Origin of the sequence: Arthrobacter sp. Soc17.1.1.1, from assembly GCF_036867195.1 — a bacterium.
Classification (GTDB): Bacteria; Actinomycetota; Actinomycetes; order Actinomycetales; family Micrococcaceae; genus Arthrobacter_D.
This window is the reverse complement of sequence record NZ_JBAJII010000001.1, coordinates 1,969,574-1,990,056: the sequence shown is the minus strand read 5'-3', so window position 1 is coordinate 1,990,056 and position 20,483 is coordinate 1,969,574. Positions and strand designations below refer to the sequence as shown.

General features: G+C 71.2%; 15 protein-coding genes. 7 read left to right on the top strand and 8 right to left on the bottom strand.

The window, feature by feature from the left end; all coding sequences use genetic code 11:
- Positions 1 to 16: 16 nt before the first annotated feature.
- Positions 17 to 859, bottom strand: a complete 843-nt coding sequence (locus V6S67_RS09145) for a helix-turn-helix transcriptional regulator (RefSeq protein WP_334209949.1) — start codon at positions 857 to 859, stop codon at positions 17 to 19.
- A 100-nt stretch (positions 860 to 959) separates the two neighbouring features.
- Here V6S67_RS09145 and V6S67_RS09140 point away from each other — a divergent pair, with 100 nt between their 5' ends.
- Both V6S67_RS09140 and V6S67_RS09135 read left to right on the top strand, forming a co-directional pair.
- Complete coding sequence (locus tag V6S67_RS09140) at positions 960 to 1,745, top strand: SDR family NAD(P)-dependent oxidoreductase (RefSeq protein ID WP_334209948.1); 786 nt, start codon at positions 960 to 962, stop codon at positions 1,743 to 1,745.
- Positions 1,746 to 1,803: 58 nt separating this feature from the next.
- Entirely contained in the window at positions 1,804 to 2,793 is a 990-nt protein-coding gene (locus V6S67_RS09135; protein ID WP_334209947.1) for an SDR family NAD(P)-dependent oxidoreductase, read from the top strand.
- Between the two features lie 188 nt (positions 2,794 to 2,981).
- On the opposite strand, the gene V6S67_RS09130 is transcribed toward V6S67_RS09135, so the two are convergent.
- From V6S67_RS09130 to V6S67_RS09120, 3 genes are all read right to left on the bottom strand, one after another.
- Positions 2,982 to 4,430, bottom strand: a complete 1,449-nt coding sequence (locus tag V6S67_RS09130) for a sensor histidine kinase (protein WP_334209946.1) — start codon at positions 4,428 to 4,430, stop codon at positions 2,982 to 2,984.
- On the bottom strand, positions 4,417 to 5,799 hold the full coding sequence (locus V6S67_RS09125; RefSeq protein WP_334209945.1) for a response regulator: 1,383 nt from the start codon (positions 5,797 to 5,799) through the stop codon (positions 4,417 to 4,419). The genes V6S67_RS09130 and V6S67_RS09125 overlap by 14 nt, the downstream gene beginning before the upstream one ends.
- A 190-nt stretch (positions 5,800 to 5,989) precedes the next feature.
- Positions 5,990 to 8,377 (bottom strand): excinuclease ABC subunit UvrA, encoded by a 2,388-nt coding sequence (locus tag V6S67_RS09120; RefSeq protein ID WP_334209944.1) that lies wholly within the window; start codon positions 8,375 to 8,377, stop codon positions 5,990 to 5,992.
- 165 nt (positions 8,378 to 8,542) lie between these two features.
- On the opposite strand from V6S67_RS09120, the gene V6S67_RS09115 reads away from it, so the two are divergent.
- A complete protein-coding gene (locus V6S67_RS09115; protein WP_334209943.1) occupies positions 8,543 to 9,199 on the top strand; it encodes a peptide deformylase in 657 nt (218 codons plus the stop codon).
- A 25-nt stretch (positions 9,200 to 9,224) separates the two neighbouring features.
- On the opposite strand, the gene V6S67_RS09110 is transcribed toward V6S67_RS09115, so the two are convergent.
- On the bottom strand, positions 9,225 to 11,303 hold the full coding sequence (locus V6S67_RS09110) for a S9 family peptidase (RefSeq protein ID WP_334209942.1): 2,079 nt from the start codon (positions 11,301 to 11,303) through the stop codon (positions 9,225 to 9,227).
- A gap of 69 nt (positions 11,304 to 11,372) precedes the next feature.
- On the opposite strand from V6S67_RS09110, the gene V6S67_RS09105 reads away from it, so the two are divergent.
- The 4 genes from V6S67_RS09105 to V6S67_RS09090 all read left to right on the top strand — a co-directional run bounded on the left by V6S67_RS09105 (position 11,373) and on the right by V6S67_RS09090 (position 14,498).
- Positions 11,373 to 12,233, top strand: a complete 861-nt coding sequence (locus V6S67_RS09105) for a putative RNA methyltransferase (RefSeq protein ID WP_334209941.1) — start codon at positions 11,373 to 11,375, stop codon at positions 12,231 to 12,233.
- Positions 12,234 to 12,383: 150 nt separating this feature from the next.
- Positions 12,384 to 12,869 (top strand): NfeD family protein, encoded by a 486-nt coding sequence (locus V6S67_RS09100; RefSeq protein WP_334211565.1) that lies wholly within the window; start codon positions 12,384 to 12,386, stop codon positions 12,867 to 12,869.
- Between the two features lie 72 nt (positions 12,870 to 12,941).
- Positions 12,942 to 13,874 carry an SPFH domain-containing protein gene (locus tag V6S67_RS09095; protein ID WP_334209940.1) on the top strand — a complete coding sequence of 311 codons (933 nt, stop codon included), beginning with the start codon at positions 12,942 to 12,944 and terminating at the stop codon, positions 13,872 to 13,874.
- Between the two features lie 276 nt (positions 13,875 to 14,150).
- Complete coding sequence (locus V6S67_RS09090) at positions 14,151 to 14,498, top strand: RNA polymerase-binding protein RbpA (protein WP_104051092.1); 348 nt, start codon at positions 14,151 to 14,153, stop codon at positions 14,496 to 14,498.
- A gap of 139 nt (positions 14,499 to 14,637) precedes the next feature.
- On the opposite strand, the gene V6S67_RS09085 is transcribed toward V6S67_RS09090, so the two are convergent.
- The 3 genes from V6S67_RS09085 to V6S67_RS09075 form a co-directional block, all read right to left on the bottom strand.
- Complete coding sequence (locus tag V6S67_RS09085) at positions 14,638 to 15,363, bottom strand: polyprenol monophosphomannose synthase (protein WP_334209939.1); 726 nt, start codon at positions 15,361 to 15,363, stop codon at positions 14,638 to 14,640.
- A 475-nt stretch (positions 15,364 to 15,838) separates the two neighbouring features.
- Entirely contained in the window at positions 15,839 to 17,476 is a 1,638-nt protein-coding gene (locus tag V6S67_RS09080) for an amidohydrolase (RefSeq protein ID WP_334209938.1), read from the bottom strand.
- A gap of 46 nt (positions 17,477 to 17,522) precedes the next feature.
- Complete coding sequence (locus V6S67_RS09075; protein ID WP_334209937.1) at positions 17,523 to 20,345, bottom strand: DEAD/DEAH box helicase; 2,823 nt, start codon at positions 20,343 to 20,345, stop codon at positions 17,523 to 17,525.
- Positions 20,346 to 20,483 lie beyond the last annotated feature (138 nt).

Here is a 20,483-nt window from a genome sequence, read left to right as displayed (position 1 = left end):
CGTGGGCTCTGACGTGTCACCGGGACGCTGCTCGGTGTGACCCCCAGCTGGCCAGGAACGGCAGTTTCCGGGCTGTCTCGGATCCGGGCTGCGTCGTGTAGACGACGAGCACCTGGCTGTCCGATCGCGGCGACGTGACCGTCTCGATGGCGAAGGACAGTTCTCCTACGACGGGGTGCAGGATCCGCTTGTCCGCCGAGGCATAGTCCTGCACCCCGTGGTCGTCCCACCACCGGGCCGCATCCGCGTCGCGTGTCCGTAACTCATCGATCAGGGACACCAGTCGTTCGTCGTCGGGGTGGCGGCCTAGTTCGCCGCGGAGAGCCGCGATCGACGTCGCAGCGAAATGCTCCCAGTTCACGATCCGTTCCCGGGCGATCGAGTCGAAGAACATGAACCGGACCAGGGATGTCGACGGCCGGAGGCTCTCGAGGACGGCGGTCAGGAGCGCGTTGGTGGCCAGCACCTCCCCGCGGCGGCCCAGGATCAGGGCCGGTACGTCGTCCAGTGCCGTCATGAGCCTCAGGAGGCCCTGGTCGGCCTGCTGCGCAGCGGGCGACGCGAGGCGTGATCTGGTGGAAGGATTCGCCAGGGCGATGAGGTGCTTCCGTTCCACGTCGTTCAGGCGCAGCGCGTGCGCCAGCGCCTCGAGGACGCCCACGGAGACATTCGCCTGTCGGCCCTGTTCGAGCCGGCTGTAGTAGTCGGGACTGACGCCGGCCAGCACCGCGAGTTCCTCCTTGCGCAGACCGGGCACGCGGCGCGGCCCCGGGAAGGCCCGCATGCCGGCGGCGGCGGGGGTCAGGGCATCCCGACGGGAGCGCAGGAATGCTCCCAGATGCGTGCGATCAGCGGCCATTTCCTCACTGTAGATCGCCTGATCCCTCCGAACATGGCCCTGCCATGCCCCGGTTGACCAGGATCTGGCTGGAGACAGCCGCGGGATCTACAACTGAGTCATGACAACGAACACCGCACCCATCAGCACTACCCGCCTCGACGGACGGACTGCGCTCGTCACCGGTTCCACCAGCGGTATCGGCGCTGCCATCGCTGCCACCCTGGCCACAGCCGGCGCCCACGTCGTGGTGAGCGGGCGCGACCGGGCCCGCGGGCTGGAGGTCACGGCCCGGATCAGGGACGGCGGCGGCCAGGCGGAGTTCCTCGCCGTCGACCTGTCGGGCAGTTACACGGAGATCCGGCACTTCGCCGCGGAGGCCACAGCCCTGCTGGGAGGGCGCATCGACATCCTCGTCAACAACGCCGGGATCTACCCTGCGACGGCGACCGCTGACCTCACTGACCAGGATCTCGACGCGATGCTCGCGGTCAACATCCGGGCACCCCACGTCCTCGCTGCTTCCATCCTTCCCGCCATGGCCGGCGCCGGTGGCGGCATCGTCGTCAACATCGGCTCGTGGATGGCATCGGTCGGCAATCCCTTCGCCGCCCTGTACACGGCGACCAAGGCCGCCATGGAACAGCTGACCCGGTCCTGGGCCGCTGAATTCGGCCCGAGAGGCGTGCGCGTCAACACGGTCTCCCCCGGTGTGACGCTCACTCCCGGCAATGAATCCGCCCGCGCCGTCCTGGACGTGATGACGGCCACGACCCCTGCGGGCGTCGTCGTGCAACCCGAGGACATCGCGCACGGCGTCCTGTTCCTGGCGTCGGACACCTCGCGGATGATCCATGGAAGCATCCTCGCCGTCGATGGCGGGATCTCCTCGATCCGCCCGGCCTGACCTCGACCACGCCCGGCACCACACCCTGCATCACACCCTGAAGGACGAGGCACCTGCAATGACCGAGATCCACTCCCCCTTCGATGCGACGAGCACCGCGGCGGAGGTCGTCGAGGGCATCGACCTCACCGGCAGGCGGGCGATCGTCACCGGCGCATCCTCCGGCATCGGCATCGAGACCGCCCGCGCCCTGGCCCGCGCCGGTGCCGAGGTGACCCTCGCCGTGCGCGACCCCGGAGCCGGGCACCGCGCCGCGGCGGACATCGTCCGCACGGACCACCACGCACACGTGCGCGTCCAGGCACTCGACCTCGCCGACATCACCTCCGTGAACCGGTTCGCGGACACGTGGTCGAGGCCGCTCCACCTCCTCATCAACAACGCGGGGATCATGATGACGCCGGAGCTGCGCACAGGAGCCGGCTGGGAACTGCAGTTCGCGACCAACCACCTCGGACATCTCGCACTCACCGACACGCTGCACCCTGCGCTGGTCGCCGCGGGCGGAGCGAGGATCGTGTCCTTGAGTTCCAGCGGCCACGGCATGTCCGACATCGTCCATGACGACCTGTTCTTCGACCACCGTCCCTATGACGCCGGCGAGGCCTACGGTCAGTCCAAGACCGCCAACGCGCTCTTCGCCGTCGAGGCCACACGGCGTTGGGCGGGTGAGGGCATCACGGCGAACGCCGTGATGCCCGGTGGGGTCTGGACGAACCTGCAACGCCACTGGACACCGGGCACGCTCGCCGCCGTCAGGGAGCAGGCCGCTGCCGCGGGTCTTGCCACGAAGACTCCAGAGCAGGGCGCAGCGACATCCGTGTTCGCCGCAACCTCTCCCCTGCTCGACGGTATCGGAGGCAGGTACCTGGAGGACTGCGCCGAGGCGGCCGTCGTACCGGAGATCGTCGACGGCCTGCACGGGGTCCGCGCCTACGCCCTGGACCCCTCCAGCGCCGCCCGGCTCTGGGAGGTATCCCTCGAACTGCTCCATGATCATGCAGGTGCCGAACGGCGTGATCATCCGGCCGGGTGGACGCGGCCGTAACCCGGCTGCACCCGTCGGGTCATCCCCGGTGCGCCCCCGAGAACGACTACGTCGCCTCGCGTGAACTCGCGAGGGTCGTGGATGGTCGCCCTGCAGGAAGAGGCTGCGCTCGGTCCGGGCGGTCGCTCCGGTCCCCACGGCGCTTGCGGCACCGGAGGCGCAGGCCTCGGAACCACGGCGATGGCCGTTCAGGACCTCCTGGCAGGCAACAGCTGACGGATGCTCGGCAGCGTGGCGCCGGGAACCGCGAAGCGGGTACCAATCCCCCCGGCGGCAGCGGCGGCGCTGGCGGGTTCGGTGGGTGGGGTGCCACCGAATGTGGCGGTGACGGAGGTCCCGGCGCCCGGGACCGACAGGATGTCGAGGGTTCCGCCGGCATGACGCACGGTGTCCGTGAGGATCCTGAGGCCGAGGTGGCACTCGGCCCGGGCCGCCCCCGGATCGAAGCCGACCCCGTCATCGGTGATGCACATCTCGCTCAGTGGTCCGGCACGCCGGATCCGGACGACGACGGAGCGCGCCGAGGAATGCTTGCCGACGTTCACGAGCGTTTCGCGGGCCACCCGGAACAGCAGTGCCTCCCGGTCGCGGCCGAGGAAGACATCCCCGGGGACGTCCACGGTCAGGCATATCCCGCGCTCCACCAGGGGCGCCCCGAGCCGCAGGAGCGACGCCTTCAGGCCGAGCTCGTCGAGATCGGGGGGATAGAGCTCTGTGGTCACGGCCCGGAGGGCGCGGATGGTGGCCTGCAGCGTCGTCCTGGCCTTCCTGACGGCCGGTCGCCCCGCGGGTGGGCCGTGCCGTTCCTCGGACTCCAGGGCGTACGCGAGCCCCGACAGGCTCTGGATCACTTCGTCGTGGAGTTCGCCGGCGATCCGTCGGCGCTCCCGGTCGGATGACTCGATCGCGCATCGCAGCAGCTCTGTGCGATCCGCCCGGTGGGCTTGGATCCGCCTCACCAGGCGGATCGCCGGCACCAGTTGCGTCAGCTGGAGGGCCGCCAGGGACAGCAGCATGGGTGGGACCACGTTCGCCAGGACCGCTCGTTGCTCCCGCCGGACCTCCTCGCCGGAGGAATAGGTCTCGACGATCACCGGGGCCCCGCTCTGCGACACGGAACGGACGTGGACCTCCACGCGTCCACCGGAACCCGCCGCGTCGTCCTCCTCCGCGGTCCCCGGTTCGAGGGTTGCCGTGGCCGGCCCGCCCGCGAGGAGCCGTCGCGCCCGCTGATCCTGCTCGACCTCCCGCCCGACGGGTGACTCGCCGTCCCAGTAGACCGCGCGGCCGTGCTGGTCCCGGATCGCGATCCCTGTCACGCCCATTTCGTCGAGCCACGGCGCGAGTCCCTGTCGGAGGAGTTCCAGGGCGGCCGTCTCGCGGGCGAGGACCTCGTCGGTGATATGCGGCCCGACGACATTGTCGGCCAGGCGCTGGGTGACGTCCCGCGCAGTGGCCAGTGCGTGGCGCTCCGCCTCGGCCCAGACCCAGAGGACGATGGGCAGGGCCACCAGGAGGAGTGCCGCGAAGCCCGCCGCGAGGAACCGTGCGACCGCCGCCTTCACCGCCCGCCGTTCCAGGGGACCAGGGGTGATGGCGGTGCCCTGTGCGGGCTCCCCCGCGTCAGGTCCGCGCATCGGATTCTGCCCGGTCGCTGTCCCGCGGGTCCCGCACCGACGAGGCCCCGTGACCCCATCTCGCCTCGAGGGAGGGGCTCATGGTCAGGCGCCCGGTCTCCGCGTGCCTCAGGGTATCCAGCATCACGCCCAGGGCGCCGTCCTTCGGGAGGAACCCGCAGACACCGAGGCGGGCTGCCTCGTCCAGCGCCTGCGGGGAGGGATTCCCCGTCAGCATCACGATCCGGGTACCGGGGGCGATCATGAGGATGCGCTCGGCGGCGGCGAGCCCCGATCCGTCGGGGAGATGGAGGTCCATCATGACGATGTCGGGCCGGAGATCCTGGAACATCGCCACGGCCGAGGCCACCGACGTCGCCGCTCCGACGCTCCTCAGGTCCGGTTCGCGGTCGAGCGCTCCGGCCAGCAGGTCCGAGAACATCGTGTGGTCGTCGACGAGCAGGATCCGCAGGCGCTCCGCCTCCCGCCCGGTCGTCCCGGAGGCCACGCTGGTCCCGGCACCTGCGGGGGCGGTGGAGCTCCGGACGGCGGAGGGCCCGGGTCTCTCCCCCTCGCCGGTGCTGGTCAGGAGCCGTGCCTGCGCTTCCCGCAGCGCCGATCCGGGGGCGCAGCCGAGCTCGCGGTCCATGATCCTGCGGCAGCGGTCGAAGGTCCGCAGTGCTTCGGTGTACTCGCCGTTCCGTTCGAGCCCGAGCACCAGCGCGGTCCATGCCCTCTCGTCGAGGGCGTCATCCTGTGCCGCAGCTCCTGCGAGCGCGATCGCCAGGCCTGCGTCCCCGACGGACAGCGCCGCTTCCGCGGCCAGCACGCGGACCCGGCCGACCCGCACTGCATGCGCGGCTCGTTCCTCCTCGGCCCACGCGGGGAGCAGTTCGTCACCGAGCAGTGGAGCGGACGCCAGGTCGAGTGCCTCCGTCAGCAGGGCGAGCGCCGCACGGGGCTGCGCGTGGCCGGCCCGCCGGGTGAGGGTCGCGAACCGGTCCAGATCCAGGTCGACGAGGGACCGGTCGAGCGCGTATCCTCCCGTCACCGTCCGCAGGGGGCCCGTGCGCCCGGTGCCCGGCTGCAGGTGGCGCCGGAGGACGCTCACGTAGGTCTCGAGCGTCGGCAGTGCGCCGGCAGGACGGTTGCCGCCCCACAGCAGGTCCATGATGCGGGTCTTGGACACCGCCGAGCCGAAGTTCACGAGGAGTATCTCCAGGACCTGGCGAGGCTTCGGTCCACCCAGGTCGCCTGCGCCCAGCTGTACGTCACCGCGGCGGATCCTCAGCGCGCCGAACACCGAGATCTGCAGCGTGGCCGTCCGTGGCTTCAGGTACGGGGCGTCGACTGCAGGGCCGGTGGTGTTCGGTAGTTCCAGAGTAATCACGGTGTATCCCTCACGATGTGCGGTGATGCGTGATTCTCATTTGACGGGTGGGACACCACTCCTACAACCGTGGCGACTACTTGCCCGGCGCGGGTCGATACTCGCTCCCGGGTCCCCCGGGCGCGACCGACGCCCAAGCAGCGGGCTCGGCTGACCGGGACGCCGCGTCGGGGAAACGGCCCCGGAGGCCTCAGGCGCCGACGTACTCGGCCAGGTGCCGGCCCGTCAGGGTCGAGCGGGCGGCGACGATGTCCGCCGGGGTCCCCTCGAAGACGACCTTGCCGCCGTCGTGCCCCGCGCCGGGTCCGATGTCGATGATCCAGTCCGCGTGCGCCATCACGGCCTGGTGGTGCTCGATGACGAGCACCGACTTGCCGGCATCGACCAGGCGGTCCAGCAGGCCCAGCAGATTCTCGACGTCGGCCAGGTGCAGGCCTGCCGTGGGTTCGTCGAGGACCAGGATGCCGCCCTTCTCCCCCATGTGGGTGGCGAGCTTGAGGCGCTGGCGCTCGCCGCCGGACAGCGTGGTCAGGGGCTGACCGAGGCTCAGGTACCCGAGCCCGACGTCGGAGAGACGGCTGAGGATCGCATGGGCGGCGGGCACCTTGCCCTCGCCGGCCCGGAAGAACTCGGCGGCCTCGGTGACGGGCATCGCCAGGACCTCGCTGATGTCCTTCCCGCCGAGCTTGTACTCCAGCACCTCGGCCATGAAGCGCTTGCCGCCGCAGACCTCGCAGGTCGTGGCGACGCCGGCCATCATGGCGAGGTCCGTGAAGATGACGCCTGCGCCGTTGCAGGTGGGGCAGGCACCCTCGGAGTTCGCGCTGAACAGGGCCGGCTTGACGCCGTTGGCCTTCGCGAACGCCTTCCGGATGGGCTCGAGCATGCCGGTGTACGTGGCGGGGTTGCTGCGGCGTGAACCCTTGATCGCCGTCTGGTCAACCGCCACCACGCCCTCCCGGCGGGAGACCGAGCCGTGGATCAGGGAGCTCTTGCCCGATCCGGCCACGCCGGTGATCACGCACAGCACGCCGAGGGGGATGTCCACGTCGACGTCCTGCACGTTGTGCGATGTCGCTCCCCTGATCTCCAGCTCCCCGCGGCGTCCGCGCACCGTGGCCTTCAGGGCCGCCCGGTCGTCGAGATGCCGGCCCGTGAGCGTGCCGCTGCGCCGCAGTCCGTCCACGGATCCTTCGAAGCACACCGTGCCGCCCGCGGTCCCGGCCCCCGGGCCGAGGTCGACCACATGGTCGGCGATCGCGATCATCTCGGGTTTGTGCTCGACCACGAGGACGGTGTTCCCCTTGTCGCGCAGGCGCAGCAGCAGGTCGTTCATGCGCTGGATGTCGTGCGGGTGGAGCCCGATCGTCGGTTCGTCGAACACGTACGTGATGTCCGTCAGCGACGAACCGAGGTGCCGGATCATCTTGGTGCGCTGTGACTCGCCCCCGGACAGCGTGCCGGAGGGGCGGTCGAGGCTGAGGTAGCCGAGTCCGATCTCCACGAACGAGCCGAGGGTCTCCTCCAGCGCGGCCAGCAGCGGCGCCACGGACGGTTCGGTCAGCCCGCGGACCCAGACCGCGAGGTCGCTGATCTGCATGGCGCACGCGTCGGCGATGCTGACGCCGTCGATCTTCGAGGACCTGGCGGCCTCGCTGAGGCGCGTCCCGTCGCACTCCGGACACGTGGTGAAGGTGACGGCCCGGTCCACGAAGGCGCGGATGTGCGGCTGCATCGACTCGCGGTCCTTGGAGAGCATCGACTTCTGGATCTTGGGGATCAGGCCCTCGTAGGTGATGTTGATGCCGTCGACCTTGATCTTCGTCGGCTCCCTGTAGAGCAGGTCCTGCAGCTCCCGCTTGGTGAAGTCCCGGATGGGCTTGTCGGCGTCGAAGAACCCGGTGCCGCTGTAGATGCGCCCGTACCAGCCCTCCATGCTGTACCCGGGGATGGTCAGCGCTCCCTCGTTCAGGGACTTCGCCTCGTCGTAGAGCTGCGTGAGGTCCATGTCGGTGACGGACCCCATGCCCTCGCATCGCGGGCACATGCCGCCGGTCACCGTGAAGCTGCGGCGTTCCTTGACCGTGGTGCCGCCGCGCTCGATCGTGACGGCGCCCGCTCCGCTGATCGACGCCACGTTGAACGAGAACGCCTGCGAGGATCCGATCTGGGGCTGCCCGAGGCGCGAGAACACGATCCTCAGCATCGCGTTGACGTCGGTGGCGGTGCCGACGGTGGACCGCGGATTGGCGCCCATGCGTTCCTGGTCGACGATGATCGCGGTGGTGAGGCCCTCGAGGACGTCCACCTCGGGGCGGGCGAGGGTCGGCATGAAGCCCTGCACGAAGGCGCTGTACGTCTCGTTGATCATGCGCTGCGACTCGGCGGCGATGGTGTCGAAGACGAGCGAGCTCTTGCCGGACCCCGAGACGCCCGTGAACACCGAGAGCCGCCGTTTCGGGATGTCGATCGTGATGTCCCTGAGGTTGTTCTCCCGCGCGCCCCGGACCCTGATGAGGTCGTGGCTGTCCGCGGCGTGCGCCTGTCCCTGCTCGGCGCTTGTCGTGGCCGTGCTCATGGTGCCTCCATCCTCCGGCCTCCCGCCCTCGCGGGTGGCCGGTGTGCGTCCGGGAAGCCGCCACGGGTCCGGCCGCGGGCAGCACGTCTGATTCTCCGTGGTCGCCCGGCAGGCGGCAATGGGGCGCGCACCCGTTCCTGTCCGCGATTGTGCTTTGCTGGAGGGATGACTGCAGCTGCTCCAGCCGACGACGTCCCTGCGATGCTCCCACCCGGGGCCCTCGTGGAGCGGGTCGAGGCCGTCCTGGCCCAGGACCTGCCCGCGATCGTCCGTGCAGGGCACCCGGTGCTGCGGCGACCGGCCCAGGACTTCGAGGGCCAGCTCGACGACGGGACGCTGGGGCGGCTGATCGCCACCATGCGGCGCGTGATGCACGAGGCGCCGGGCGTGGGTCTCGCCGCGCCGCAGATCGGCATCCCGCTGCGGATCGCCGTGCTCGAGGACCGCGGTGTCCAGGACCCGGCGGTCGCCGAGGCACGTGGCCGCACGCCCCTGCCCTTCACCGTGCTCATCAACCCCCGCTACGAGGCCGCGGACGGCGCCCTGGCGGCGTTCTACGAGGGCTGCCTCTCGGTGCCCGGCTACCAGGCCGTCGTCGAGCGGCACGCCCGTATCACGGCGACCTACACGCAGCCCGGCGGCATCACGGTCACCGCCGGGTTCGAGGGCTGGCCCGCCCGGATAGTGCAGCACGAGACCGACCACCTGAACGGGCAGCTGTACCTGGACCGGGCCCTCCTGCGGTCCCTCACCGCCGACGCCGAACACCACCGGTGGGCGCAGCCGACCGTCGACGCCGCGCGACGGGGTCTCGGCTTCTGACCCCGCCGCGCGCCGACCCGATCCGCTACTGCGCCGGAGAGGGCGCCGGGGAGGGCGCCGGGGAGGGCGCCGGGGAGGGCGCCGGATTCGCTGCCGTGGGCAGGTAGCGTGCCCACCACCGCAGGATGTGCTCGAAGCGCTGCCTGCGGTGCCACGGGGACCCCGACCTCGACAGCTCGTGGGTCTCACCCGGGAACACGAGCAGCTCCGTCTCGACCCCCTGCTTCTTCAGGGCCGTGTAGTACCGCTGGGCCTGCTCGATGGGGCACCGCAGGTCCTCCTCCGAGTGGATGACGAACGCGGGCGTCCGCACCTGCCCGATCTTCGCGAACGGGTTCTGCTCCGACACCCGCGCCGGGTCAGTCCCGGTGTACTGCTCCGAGAAGAACCAGCCGATGTCGGAGGAGCCCACGAACGACGGCGGGTCCAGGTACCCGCGCTCGACGATCGCGGCTTCGAAGCGGTGGTCGTGGGCGATCGTCCAGGCCGTCAGGTAGCCGCCGTAGGAGCCGCCCATGACCCCGAGCCGCCCGTGGTCCATGACGCCGTGGCCGGCGAGCGCGCCGTCGAGGAAGGCGAGGACGTCGTCGAGGTCCACCGTGCCCATCGCCTCCTTGATGACGCGGCCGTGTGCCTGCCCGTAGCCGGCGGCGCCGCGTGGGTTGCACAGCAGCACCGCATACCCCGCGGCAGCGTACACCTGGGCCTCGTCGAAGTAGCCCCACCCGTACTGCGCGAAGGGCCCTCCGTGGATGACGAGCAGCACCGGGTGCGGGCCCTCGCCCTCGGGCAGGACGACCCACCCGTGCACGGGCGTCCCGTCGGGCGCAGGGTAGGTGCGCTCCTGCGGCTCCGCGACACGCGTGGCGTCGCGCAGGGCAGCCGAGAAGTCCGAGACACGACGCAGCGCGCCGCTCTCGACGACCGCGGCGTCGCCGGAGGTGGCCGGGTCGGTGTAGGAGACGACGACGGTGCCGCCGGCCGCCGCGGCTCCCGTCACCACGGTGGAGCCGGCGACGAGGGTCTCGCTCTCCCCCGCGGCCGAGACGCGGAGGAGTTCGCCCATGCCGCGCGTGCGGTTGACGACGAGCACGGAGTCGGGCCCGTCCGCGACGATCTCCTGGACGTCGCCGACGTCCACGGTCTCCGGGTCGGTGAGCCGCCGCACGTCCTGCGGGTCCCCGATCGGCAGGACGTGGAGCGCCGTGTTCCGGGCCACGAAGTCCAGGCCCGAGGGCGAGAGGTCCGATGCCAGGAAGAACAGCCACGCGCCGTCGGCGCTCGGGCGTGGTGCGCTGCACCCGAGGCGCGTGTCCCCGCCGAGGTTGGTCAGCGTCCGGTGGTCGCCGCCGTCGAGTGCTATCGAGTGGATGTCGGACACGAGGGTGGAGTCGGCGTCCTCCGCGAGCGCGGCCGTGAAGAGGATGCGCTGCCCGTCGGCGGAGAACACCGGCTCGAGGTGGTCGGCGTCCGCCGTCGTCAGCTGTGTCGCGGGCGGCACCGCGCCCTGCTCCTCGAGCGCGCCCGGGCCGTCCGCGTGCTCCTGCTTCATCCTGCCGACGGCGGCGATGTACGGCTCGGCGTCGAGGCTGGGCACCGGGACGCTGAACAGCTGGGAGCGCTTGTCCGTCGTGTAGCCGAGGCCGTTCATGCGGTACTTGTACCCGGTGATCAGGCGGGGGTCCTCCAGTGCACCGTTCACGCCGTCGACGGTGCCGTAGCGCCCGTGCTCGGGTACGCGTGCCGCGAAGACGATGGTCCCCGCATCCGGGGAGATGTCGAAGTGCGCGACGCCGAGGGGCTGGTCGGTGAGCTGCACGGGCTCGCCGCCCGAGGCGCGCACGGCGAACAGCTGCGGCTTGCCGCCCGGCGCGGCCCGGAGGAAGACGAGCAGCGCGCCGTCGTGCGAGTACCGGGGGGCGGTGTCACGGAAGCCGCGCGTGAGCCGGCGTCGCTCGCCGTCGAGCGTGATCTCCCACAGCTGGCCCACGTAGCTGTCGGCGCGGAGGTCGGGGCGGGTCGCGGCGACCACCAGGCGGGAGCCGTCCGGATGGAGTGTCGGTGTGCCGGTGGTGGTCAGGAGTTCGATCTGGTCTGGTTTCACCCTCCCGATCAGAACCGAAATAGTGGCCTGAGTCAACGGTGCGGGGCGTGCTCTCCCTAGGATGGGACGGTGTCCCCCGTGTCCCCCGTACCCCGCTCCCTCCCCCATCCCCTCCTGGTCTGCCCCGTCTGCTCCTCCGCGCTCGCGGAGGGGGACCGGTCCCTGGCGTGTGCGCTCGGGCACCGCTTCGACGCCGCCCGCCAGGGCTACTACAACCTGCTCACCGGCAAGGGGACGCCCTTCGAGAGCGACACCGCCGACATGGTCGATGCCCGGGAGCGGTTCCTCGGCTCGGGTGCCTACGACCCGCTCCGCCGGGCGGTGGTCCGGGCCGTCCGCGGCCGGACGGCGGACCCCGCCGTGGCCCTCGACGCGGGGGCGGGCACGGGCTACTACCTGGAAGGACTCGTGGCCGAGGCGCCCGCGTGCTATCCCGTGGCGCTCGACCTCTCGAAGATGGCCCTGCGCCGGGCCGCCCGGAGGCTGCCCGGCGGGATCAGCCTGGTCTGGGACGTCTGGCGGCGGCTCCCGCTCGCCGACGCGTCGGTCGACGTGCTCCTGAACGTCTTCGCACCGCGGAACCCCGGCGAGTTCGTGCGCATCCTCGCGCCGGGCGGGTGCCTCGTCGTCGTCACCCCCCGGCCCGGACACCTCGCCGGGCTGGAAGCGGTGGGTCCGCTGCTGTCCGTCCCGGCGCACAAGGCCGACGACGTCCTCGCATCCTTCGAGGGGGCGCTGGTGGAGACCGGCCGGGAGGACCTGGACTACGCCATGTCCCTCCCCCGGGACCTCGCCCGCTCCGCCCTGGTCATGGGGCCCGCGGCGCGGCATGCACGGGCGGAGGACGCGGCAGAGGTGGCGGAAGCGGCCGGCGCAGCCCCGCTGGAGGTCGCGGCGCGCTTCACCGTCCAGGTCCTGGCCCGCCCCTGATCGCCGCCGGGCCCGCGCCGCCCGCCGCACGGACGGCACGGAAGGGTAACGACTCACGGGTACACGGGCCGGCACCCTAGGTATTGTCGGACCGCTTTGCCAGAATGGGACCGACGGCCGCTTGCTGCGGCACGCACACGAGGGGGATGGCTGATGGAGTGGTTGCTCGACAACGGCTGGATCCTGTGGCTGGTCCTGTTCCTGGGGCTCGCGGCAGTGGAGACCCTGACCCTCGACCTGCTCTTCCTCATGCTCTCGGTCGGCGCCCTGGCCGCCCTGGTCGCCACGTTCGTCGGCGCGGGGTTCGTGCTGCAGATCGTCGTGTTCGCCGTCGTCTCGCTGCTCATGATCCTGCTCGTCCGGCCCGTGGCCGTGCGGCACCTGCGCAAGGGTCCGCGGGACCAGCTCAACAACATCGACCGGCTCGTCGGCGCGTCGGCTGTCGCCCTGGAACCGGTCACGGCCCACTCCGGCACCGTGAAGATCGGCGGGGACACCTGGACGGCCCGCTCGTCGGACGGCGCCGCCCTGCCCGCGGGCACCCGCCTGTCCGTCGCGAGGATCGACGGTGCCACCGCCGTCGTCGAGCCCGCCGGTCCCGACGCCGAGCGCACCGCGCCGACCGCCGCGGACTAGCGCGGACCATCCCGCTTCCCGCTCGCCGGCCGACCCGCGGCCGGAGGGCAACCACCACAACAAAGGGGATTCATGAACGGCTCCGCCGGAACGATCGGACTCGCAGTAGTCCTGATCGCCCTCATCATCTTCGTCCTCGTCGTCCTCGTGAAGTCCGTGCGGATCATCCCGCAGGCCCGCGCGGGAGTCGTCGAGCGGCTCGGCAAGTACCAGCGGACCCTGAATCCGGGGCTGACGATCCTGATCCCGTTCGTCGATCGCCTGCTGCCGCTCCTCGACCTCCGCGAGCAGGTGGTCTCCTTCCCGCCCCAGCCCGTCATCACCGAGGACAACCTCGTGGTGTCCATCGACACCGTGGTCTACTTCCAGGTCACCGACCCCCGGGCGGCGACCTACGAGATCGCCAACTACATCCAGGCCGTCGAGCAGCTGACCACCACCACCCTGAGGAACGTCGTCGGCGGCCTCAACCTCGAGGAGGCCCTCACCTCCCGCGACCAGATCAACGGCCAGCTCCGCGGTGTCCTCGACGAGGCCACCGGCCGCTGGGGCATCCGGGTGGGCCGCGTGGAACTCAAGGCGATCGACCCGCCCCACTCCATCCAGGACTCCATGGAGAAGCAGATGCGCGCCGAGCGTGACCGCCGCGCCGCGATCCTGACCGCCGAGGGCACCAAGCAGTCCCAGATCCTCACGGCGGAGGGCCAGCGCCAGGCCGCCATCCTCGCCGCCGAGGGTGACGCGAAGGCCGCGATCCTGCGAGCCGACGGCGAGGCGCAGGCCATCCACAAGGTCTTCGACGCCATCCACAAGGGCAACCCCACGCAGAAGCTGCTCGCCTACCAGTACCTCCAGACCCTCCCCAAGCTGGCCGAAGGCTCCGCGAACAAGCTCTGGATCATCCCCAGCGAGGTCGGCGAGGCGCTGAAGGGCATCGGCAACGTCCTCGGCACCACCACGCCCGACTCCCCCTCGGACGGGCCGGAGATGGTGTCGCGCTCCTGAGGCCCCCTGCCGCGGACCACGATGGGTCGCTACCGCTCCGGTGGCGGCCCATCGCCGTCCGCCCGCCCTCGCGGAGCCCGGCGGACCGCCCTGTATACTTAGGTGTTTACCCCTCCGCCCGCGGGAACATCCCTGCGGCGGACGGTGTTGTACAGACAGCTTCCCTTCCGTCCCTTCGGCGGGAGAAGTACCGGGCGGATCAGCGGCACGGCCCGCCAGACCCCCGGTGAACACAGCGGCAACGGCCCCACGGGCCACGGGAATGAGGAGATCATCATGAGCGATCGCAGCCTGCGCGGCATGCGCCTCGGAGCGCAGTCGATGGAGACGGAATCCGGCGTCGAGCCCGCTCCCCGGCAGCGGGTCGAGTACCGGTGCGAGGACGGTGAGCGGGTCTTCGTGACCTTCTCGTCCGAGGCGGAGATCCCGGCGACCTGGGTCTCCAAGACCGGCAAGGAAGCGCTCCTGGTCGACGGGGAGAAGCCCGACACCTCGAACGACAAGCCCGTCCGTACCCACTGGGACATGCTGCTCGAGCGCCGCTCCGTCGAGGAACTCGAGCAGATCCTCCAGGACCGCCTGACGATCCTGCGCGAGCGTCGCGGGGAGCGCCGCTCCGCCTGACCGCCAGGAGCATCACGCACACGACGAAGGCACCCGCCAGATGGTGGGTGCCTTCGTCGTAGGTGCGTCGGGTGCCGGGACGTGCCGGGAGGTGCCAGGAGGTTGACGCGCCGGGTGGCGTGCCGGCCGGCGGGGTCTGTCAGGCGCGGCCGGTGAGCTTGGCCCAGCGGGCGCCCAGGCCCCAGCGCGTGACGTTCGCGATGGCCTCGAACACGATGTTCCCGCTCATCTTCGAGTCCCCGAGCTCGCGCTCCACGAACGTGATGGGCACCTCCACGATGGTCAGGCCCAGCCGGGCGACGCGGAAGGTCATGTCCACCTGGAAGCCGTAGCCCACGGACTCGACCGCGGACAGGTCCAGGGCCTCGAGGGTGGAGCGCCGGAACGCCCGGAACCCGGCGGTGATGTCGCGGACCGGCAGGCCCAGCATGAACCGCGAGTAGGTGCTGCCGGCACGGGAGAGCAGCTTGCGGTGCGCGGGCCAGTTCACCACGCTGCCGCCACTCACCCAGCGGCTGCCGATCACCAGGTCCGCCCGGTCCACCGCATCCAGCAGGCCCTGCAGCTGCTCGGGCCGGTGCGAGCCGTCCGCGTCCATCTCCACCAGGACGTCGTAGTCACGCTCCAGCGCCCACCGGAAGCCCGCGATGTACGCGGCGCCCAGACCCTCCTTGCCGGTGCGGTGCAGCACGTGCACCTGCGCGTCGGCGGCCGCGGCGCGGTCGGCGAGATCACCGGTGCCGTCGGGGCTGTTGTCGTCGACGATCAGGACGTCGGAGGCCGGCACGGCCGAGCGCAGCCGGGCCAGGGTCCGTGGCAGGGACTCGACCTCGTTGTAGGTGGGGATGATCGTGACGACTCGCACGCAGCTGGGGCCTTTCCATCAAGGGGTGCGCATCGCGCAGGGACCGCCCCGCACGCAGCGGAGCCAGTGTGCAAGTATAGGCGACCGGCCGCGTCCCCCACGGGAGGCCGACGCCGACCCCGACTCCGGGCGCGGGACGGGCGGCGGGACGGGCGGGCAGATCCACGTACCTTCGGACCGGCGTCGGCACGGATGGCGCCACCGTTTTCTAACGACACGTGGACCTGCCCTTGAGTGCCAGCTCCGCCTGGATGGGCAACACGCGCCGTTCGGAAGGCCGATGCATTGCGCTCAGGAGACCAGCCAGGTTCCCTCCCGCAGGAGGTCATCCAACCCGTAAAGCAAAATCTTACGTGCTGTGGAGTGAGAGTCAATGGCCGCCTGACCTGCGGCGATGTGTTTCGTCGCAGGTCAGGGCGGCGTGGCAGGGCGGCGTTCCGCACCGACCTCGGACGGCTGCTTCCCGCATCCGGTGCTAGGCCGCGGCGAAGCCCTCGGCGGCGTAGAGGCGCCGCCCGTCGTGCACGGTCTCGAGGCAGAGCGGGGCGTTCTCGGTGTCCAGGGCGGGCAGCAGCGGTGTGCCGGCGCGCGGATCGGTGCTCCAGGACTGGACCCGGTTGTCGGGGGTCTGCACCATCAGCTCGTCGACCTTCCACACGGCGAACGACGCCGGGGTGCCGGGCGCGAGCTGGCCCATCATGGGGCTGCGGCCCGAGAGCCGCCAGCTCGCCCGCGTGTGGGCGATGAACGCGGCCCGGGCGGAGATGTTCTCTCCCGGGTTGCTGTGCTGCAGGCACGCGCGGACGGACGCCCAGGGGTCGAGGGGGGTGACGGGGCTGTCGGAGCCGAGCGCCACGAGGACGCCGGCGGAGAGCAGGGACGCGAAGCGGTTCATGCCGGCGCTGCGCTCCCCCAGCCGCTGCCCGTAGAGGCCGTCCTCGACGCCCCACAGGGCGTCGAACGCCGGCTGCCCGCTCACGGCGACGCCGTAGTGCACCAGCGCCGCGATGGCGGCGTCGTCGGCGAGCTCCACGTGTTCCAGCCGGTGCCGCGCCCGGCGGACCTCCTCCACGCCGAGTTCACGGGCGGCCAGGTCGAGGCCCTGCAGGACGACATCGAGCCCCGCGTCGCCGATCACATGGAAGCCGGCCTGGACGGTCTCGGCCGTGGTGGCGAGCAGGTGCGCTCCGACCGCGTCCGCGTCCAGGTAGAGCGTGCCGCGGTTGCCGGGATCATCGCTGTAGGGCTCGCGGAGGGCGGCGGTACGCGAGCCGATGGAGCCGTCCACGTTGAGGTCACCGGCGAGGCCCGCGAGGCGGCCGCCGAAACCCTGCATGAGCTCGCGCACCTCGTCATGGGACGAGGTCAGCTGCGCCCAGTACGGGATGACCTCGGGAAGGGGGACCTCGTGACCGGGACCGTCGAGGGACAGCAGCGTCTCGAGATCCTCGCGCGGGGCGATGTGCGGCGCCGCCATCTCCGTGACCGCCACGTACCCGCGGCTCGCGGCGTGGAGCAGCGCGGCGCGCTGGTAGGTGGCGCGCTGGTCCGGCGTGAGACTGCGCGTGGCCTGCCGCGACGCCTCGTGCGCCGCGCGGACCACGAACCCGTCGTCCCAGCCGTCCAGGGCGGCGAGGCCGAGCGCTGCGGCGAGCGTGCCGGAGACCACGGCGGAGTGAATGTCGGCCCGCACCAGGTATACGAGGGCGCCGCCGCCGGCGCGGTCCAGCTCCGCGGCCGTGGGCACGCGGTTCTCCGGCCACTGCGACTCGTCCCAGCCGAAGCCGAGGATGGTCGCCGACCCGGCGGCGGACGCGGCGGCGACGGCGTCCAGCAGTCCCGCGAGCGAACGGCATGCCGTCAGGTCGATCGACCCGAGGGCGATGCCCGTCTCCGTGGTATGGGTGTGCGCGTCCACGAAGCCGGGCGTGACGAGCGCGCCGTCGAGGTCGACGCTGCGTACGTCCGGCCCCTCGAGGTTCGCTGCCGCGTGTTCGGTGCCCACCCAGGCGATCGTGCCGCCGTCGACGAGCATGGCGGTGGCGAAGGGATCGGCGGGACTGTAGACGGAGCCGTTGCGGTAGAGGACGGGTGCGGGGCGGGGGCTGGGCATGGGGGTGCTGGGCGGCTTTCTGTGGTCGGCGGGTCCCGGGCGGGGACTACTCACTGATGTTCGAGTATGCCACCACGCCGCGGCGCACCAGCCTGATGGCCCGCGCGCAGGTCTGCTGCAGGTTGCCCGGCAGGTCCGGCACCTTCGCCATCTGATCGAGGAGGTCGATGACCTGCTTGGACCAGCGCACGAAGTCACCGGCCGCGAGTTCGGTGCCGCTCAGGGCTGCCTGCAGGGACCGGCCCTGCGCCCACTTGAACATCGGCCAGACGAGCGACAGCTCGGGTTCGCTGGTGACGGGGAGCCGGTGCTGCTCCTCGACGTCGTTGAGCTGGGACCACTGCCGGATGATCGTCTCGACGGAGCCCTCGAGCGAGACGCTCGGCATGACGGGCCGCACGCCCCGCTCCTCGCGCTTCGCCTGGTAGACCAGCACGGTGGTCAGGGCGGCGAGCTCGGCGGCGTCGAGGTCGCTGAATGCCCCCTGCTCGATGCACAGCGCGATCAGGAGGTCCTTCTCACCGTAGATGCGGCGGAGCTTCTGCCCCGATGCGCTGACGGACACGCCCTCGTCGGTGTACTCCAGGTACCCGTAGTGGCCGAGGACCTCCGAGACTCGGTCGAAGGTCTTGGCGATCGTGTTCGTGCGCCCCCGGATCTGCCCGGCGAGGTTGTCGGTCTCCCGGCGCAGCTTCCACCACCGCTCGGCCCAGCGGGCGTGCTGCTCCCGCTCGCTGCACCCGTGGCAGGGGTGGGCGCGGAGGCGCCGGCGGAGCTCCGTGATCGCGCGCTCCTCCGCGGCGGCGGATGCGGAGTGCCCGGCCGAGACCCGGTCTGCGCCCCGCCGGGGCGGTCGCTTCTCCTCGAGCGCGTTGCGCAGGGACGAGGTCAGGTCGCGGCGGTCCTTCGGGCTGCGCGCGCTGAAGTGCTTCGGGATGCGGACACGGGAGAGGACCTCCACGGGGCCGTCGAGGTCCTGGACGCCGACGCGCCGGATCTGCGTCTCGAGGGTGAGGACCGTGGGCCGCGGTTCACGGGACGTGTCGCTGTCGAGGACCACGGCGTAGCCCTGGCTCCGCCCGCCCGGGACGTCGATCACGTCGCCCGGACGGAGGGCCTCCAGCGAGGTCTCCGCGGCGGAGCGCAGGGTCCGCGACCGGTCCCGCGACGCCCGCGACTCCAGGTCGGTCAGCTCGCGCCTGAGGTTCGCGTACTCGCGGAAGTCCCCGAGGTGGCAGGTCATGGACTTCTCGTAGCCCTTGAGCGATTCCTCCCGGCTGCGCACCTGCTTGGCGAGCCCGACGACGGACCGGTCCGCCTGGAACTGGGCGAAGGACGTCTCGAGGATCTCGCGTGAACGCTCCTGCCCGAACTGCGCCATGAGGTTGATGCTCATGTTGTAGGTCGGCCGGAAGCTCGAGTTCAGCGGGTAGGTGCGCCGTGAGGCGAGCCCTGCGACGGCGCCGGGGTCCGTGCCCGGTTGCCACAGGACGACGGCGTGGCCCTCGACGTCGATGCCGCGTCGTCCGGCGCGGCCGGTGAGCTGCGTGTACTCCCCCGCCGTCACGTCCACGTGCGCCTCGCCGTTGAACTTGTCGAGCTTCTCGAGCACGACGGTCCGGGCGGGCATGTTCACGCCGAGCGCGAGTGTCTCGGTGGCGAAGACCGCCTTCACGAGGCCTGCGGCGAACAGGCGCTCGACGATCTCCTTGAAGGTGGGCAGCATCCCGGCATGGTGCGCCGTGAAGCCGCGGATCAGGCCCTCCCGCCACGTCCAGAATCCGAGGATCTCGAGGTCGTCGCGGGGGATGTCCAGCGTGGCCTGATCGATGGTCTCGCTGATCTCGTCGCGTTCGTCCTCCGTGGTCAGCCAGAGCCCGGCGTGCAAGCACTGGGTCACGGCGGCCTCGCACCCGGCCCGGGAGAAGATGAAGGTGATGGCGGGCAGCAGGTCCGCGCGGTCCAGGGCGCTGATCACCTGGGGCCGGGTGGCGCGCCGTACCGCGCTCACCTGCGGAGGGCCGCCGCGGCCGTTGCGCTGCCGGCCGCGCCGCCCGCCGCCGCCCCAGTTCGCCCGCTGGTTCAGCCGGATCTCGTTGCTCGCCAGTTCCAGCAGCTCGGGATTCACGTCGTACTGGTCCCGGGCGCCGCTCCCCGCCCCGGCGGGTGCCGCCTCGTCGAAGGCGACGTCACCGGCGAACAGGTCGATGAGGTTCTGCCCGACCATGACGTGCTGCCACAGCGGGACCGGGCGGTGCTCGGACACGACCACGTCCGTGTCCCCGCGGACGGTGTCGAGCCAGGCGCCGAACTCCTCCGCGTTGGACACCGTGGCGCTGAGGGAGACCAGTTTGACCTCGGTGGGCAGGTGGATGATCACTTCCTCCCACACCGCCCCGCGGAACCGGTCGGCGAGGTAGTGCACCTCGTCCATCACCACGTAGCCGAGGTTGTCGAGGGCGTCCGAGTTCGCGTACAGCATGTTCCGCAGGACCTCGGTGGTCATCACGATCACGTCCGCATCACCGTTGATGCTCGTGTCACCCGTGAGCAGCCCCACGCGGTCGGCGCCATGCACCGCAGCCAGTTCCGAGTACTTCTGGTTGCTGAGGGCCTTGATGGGCGTGGTGTAGAAGGCCTTCAGGCCCTGCTGCAGCGCCATGAAGACGGCGAACTCGCCGACCACCGTCTTGCCGGCGCCCGTCGGCGCCGCGACGAGCACTCCCCGGCCTGCCTCGAGGGCCGTGCAGGCCTCCTGCTGGAACGGGTCGAGCTCGAAGCCGAGGGTCTGCGCGAACTGGAACAGCTGGGTCCGTGAGCGCTCTGTCCGGGCCTTTGCAGCGGCGTATCTCTCCGCGGGGGTGGTCATCTGTCCACCCTAGACGCTCGGCCCGGAGCGGGCACGCCGAGCCTGTCGACACCCTTCGGGCACCCGTGATGCTTGCAGGAGGGGCCGCAGCGTGTCCTGTGGACGGGTCCGCCGACCGTGTGGCTTTCCGGTGGTTCG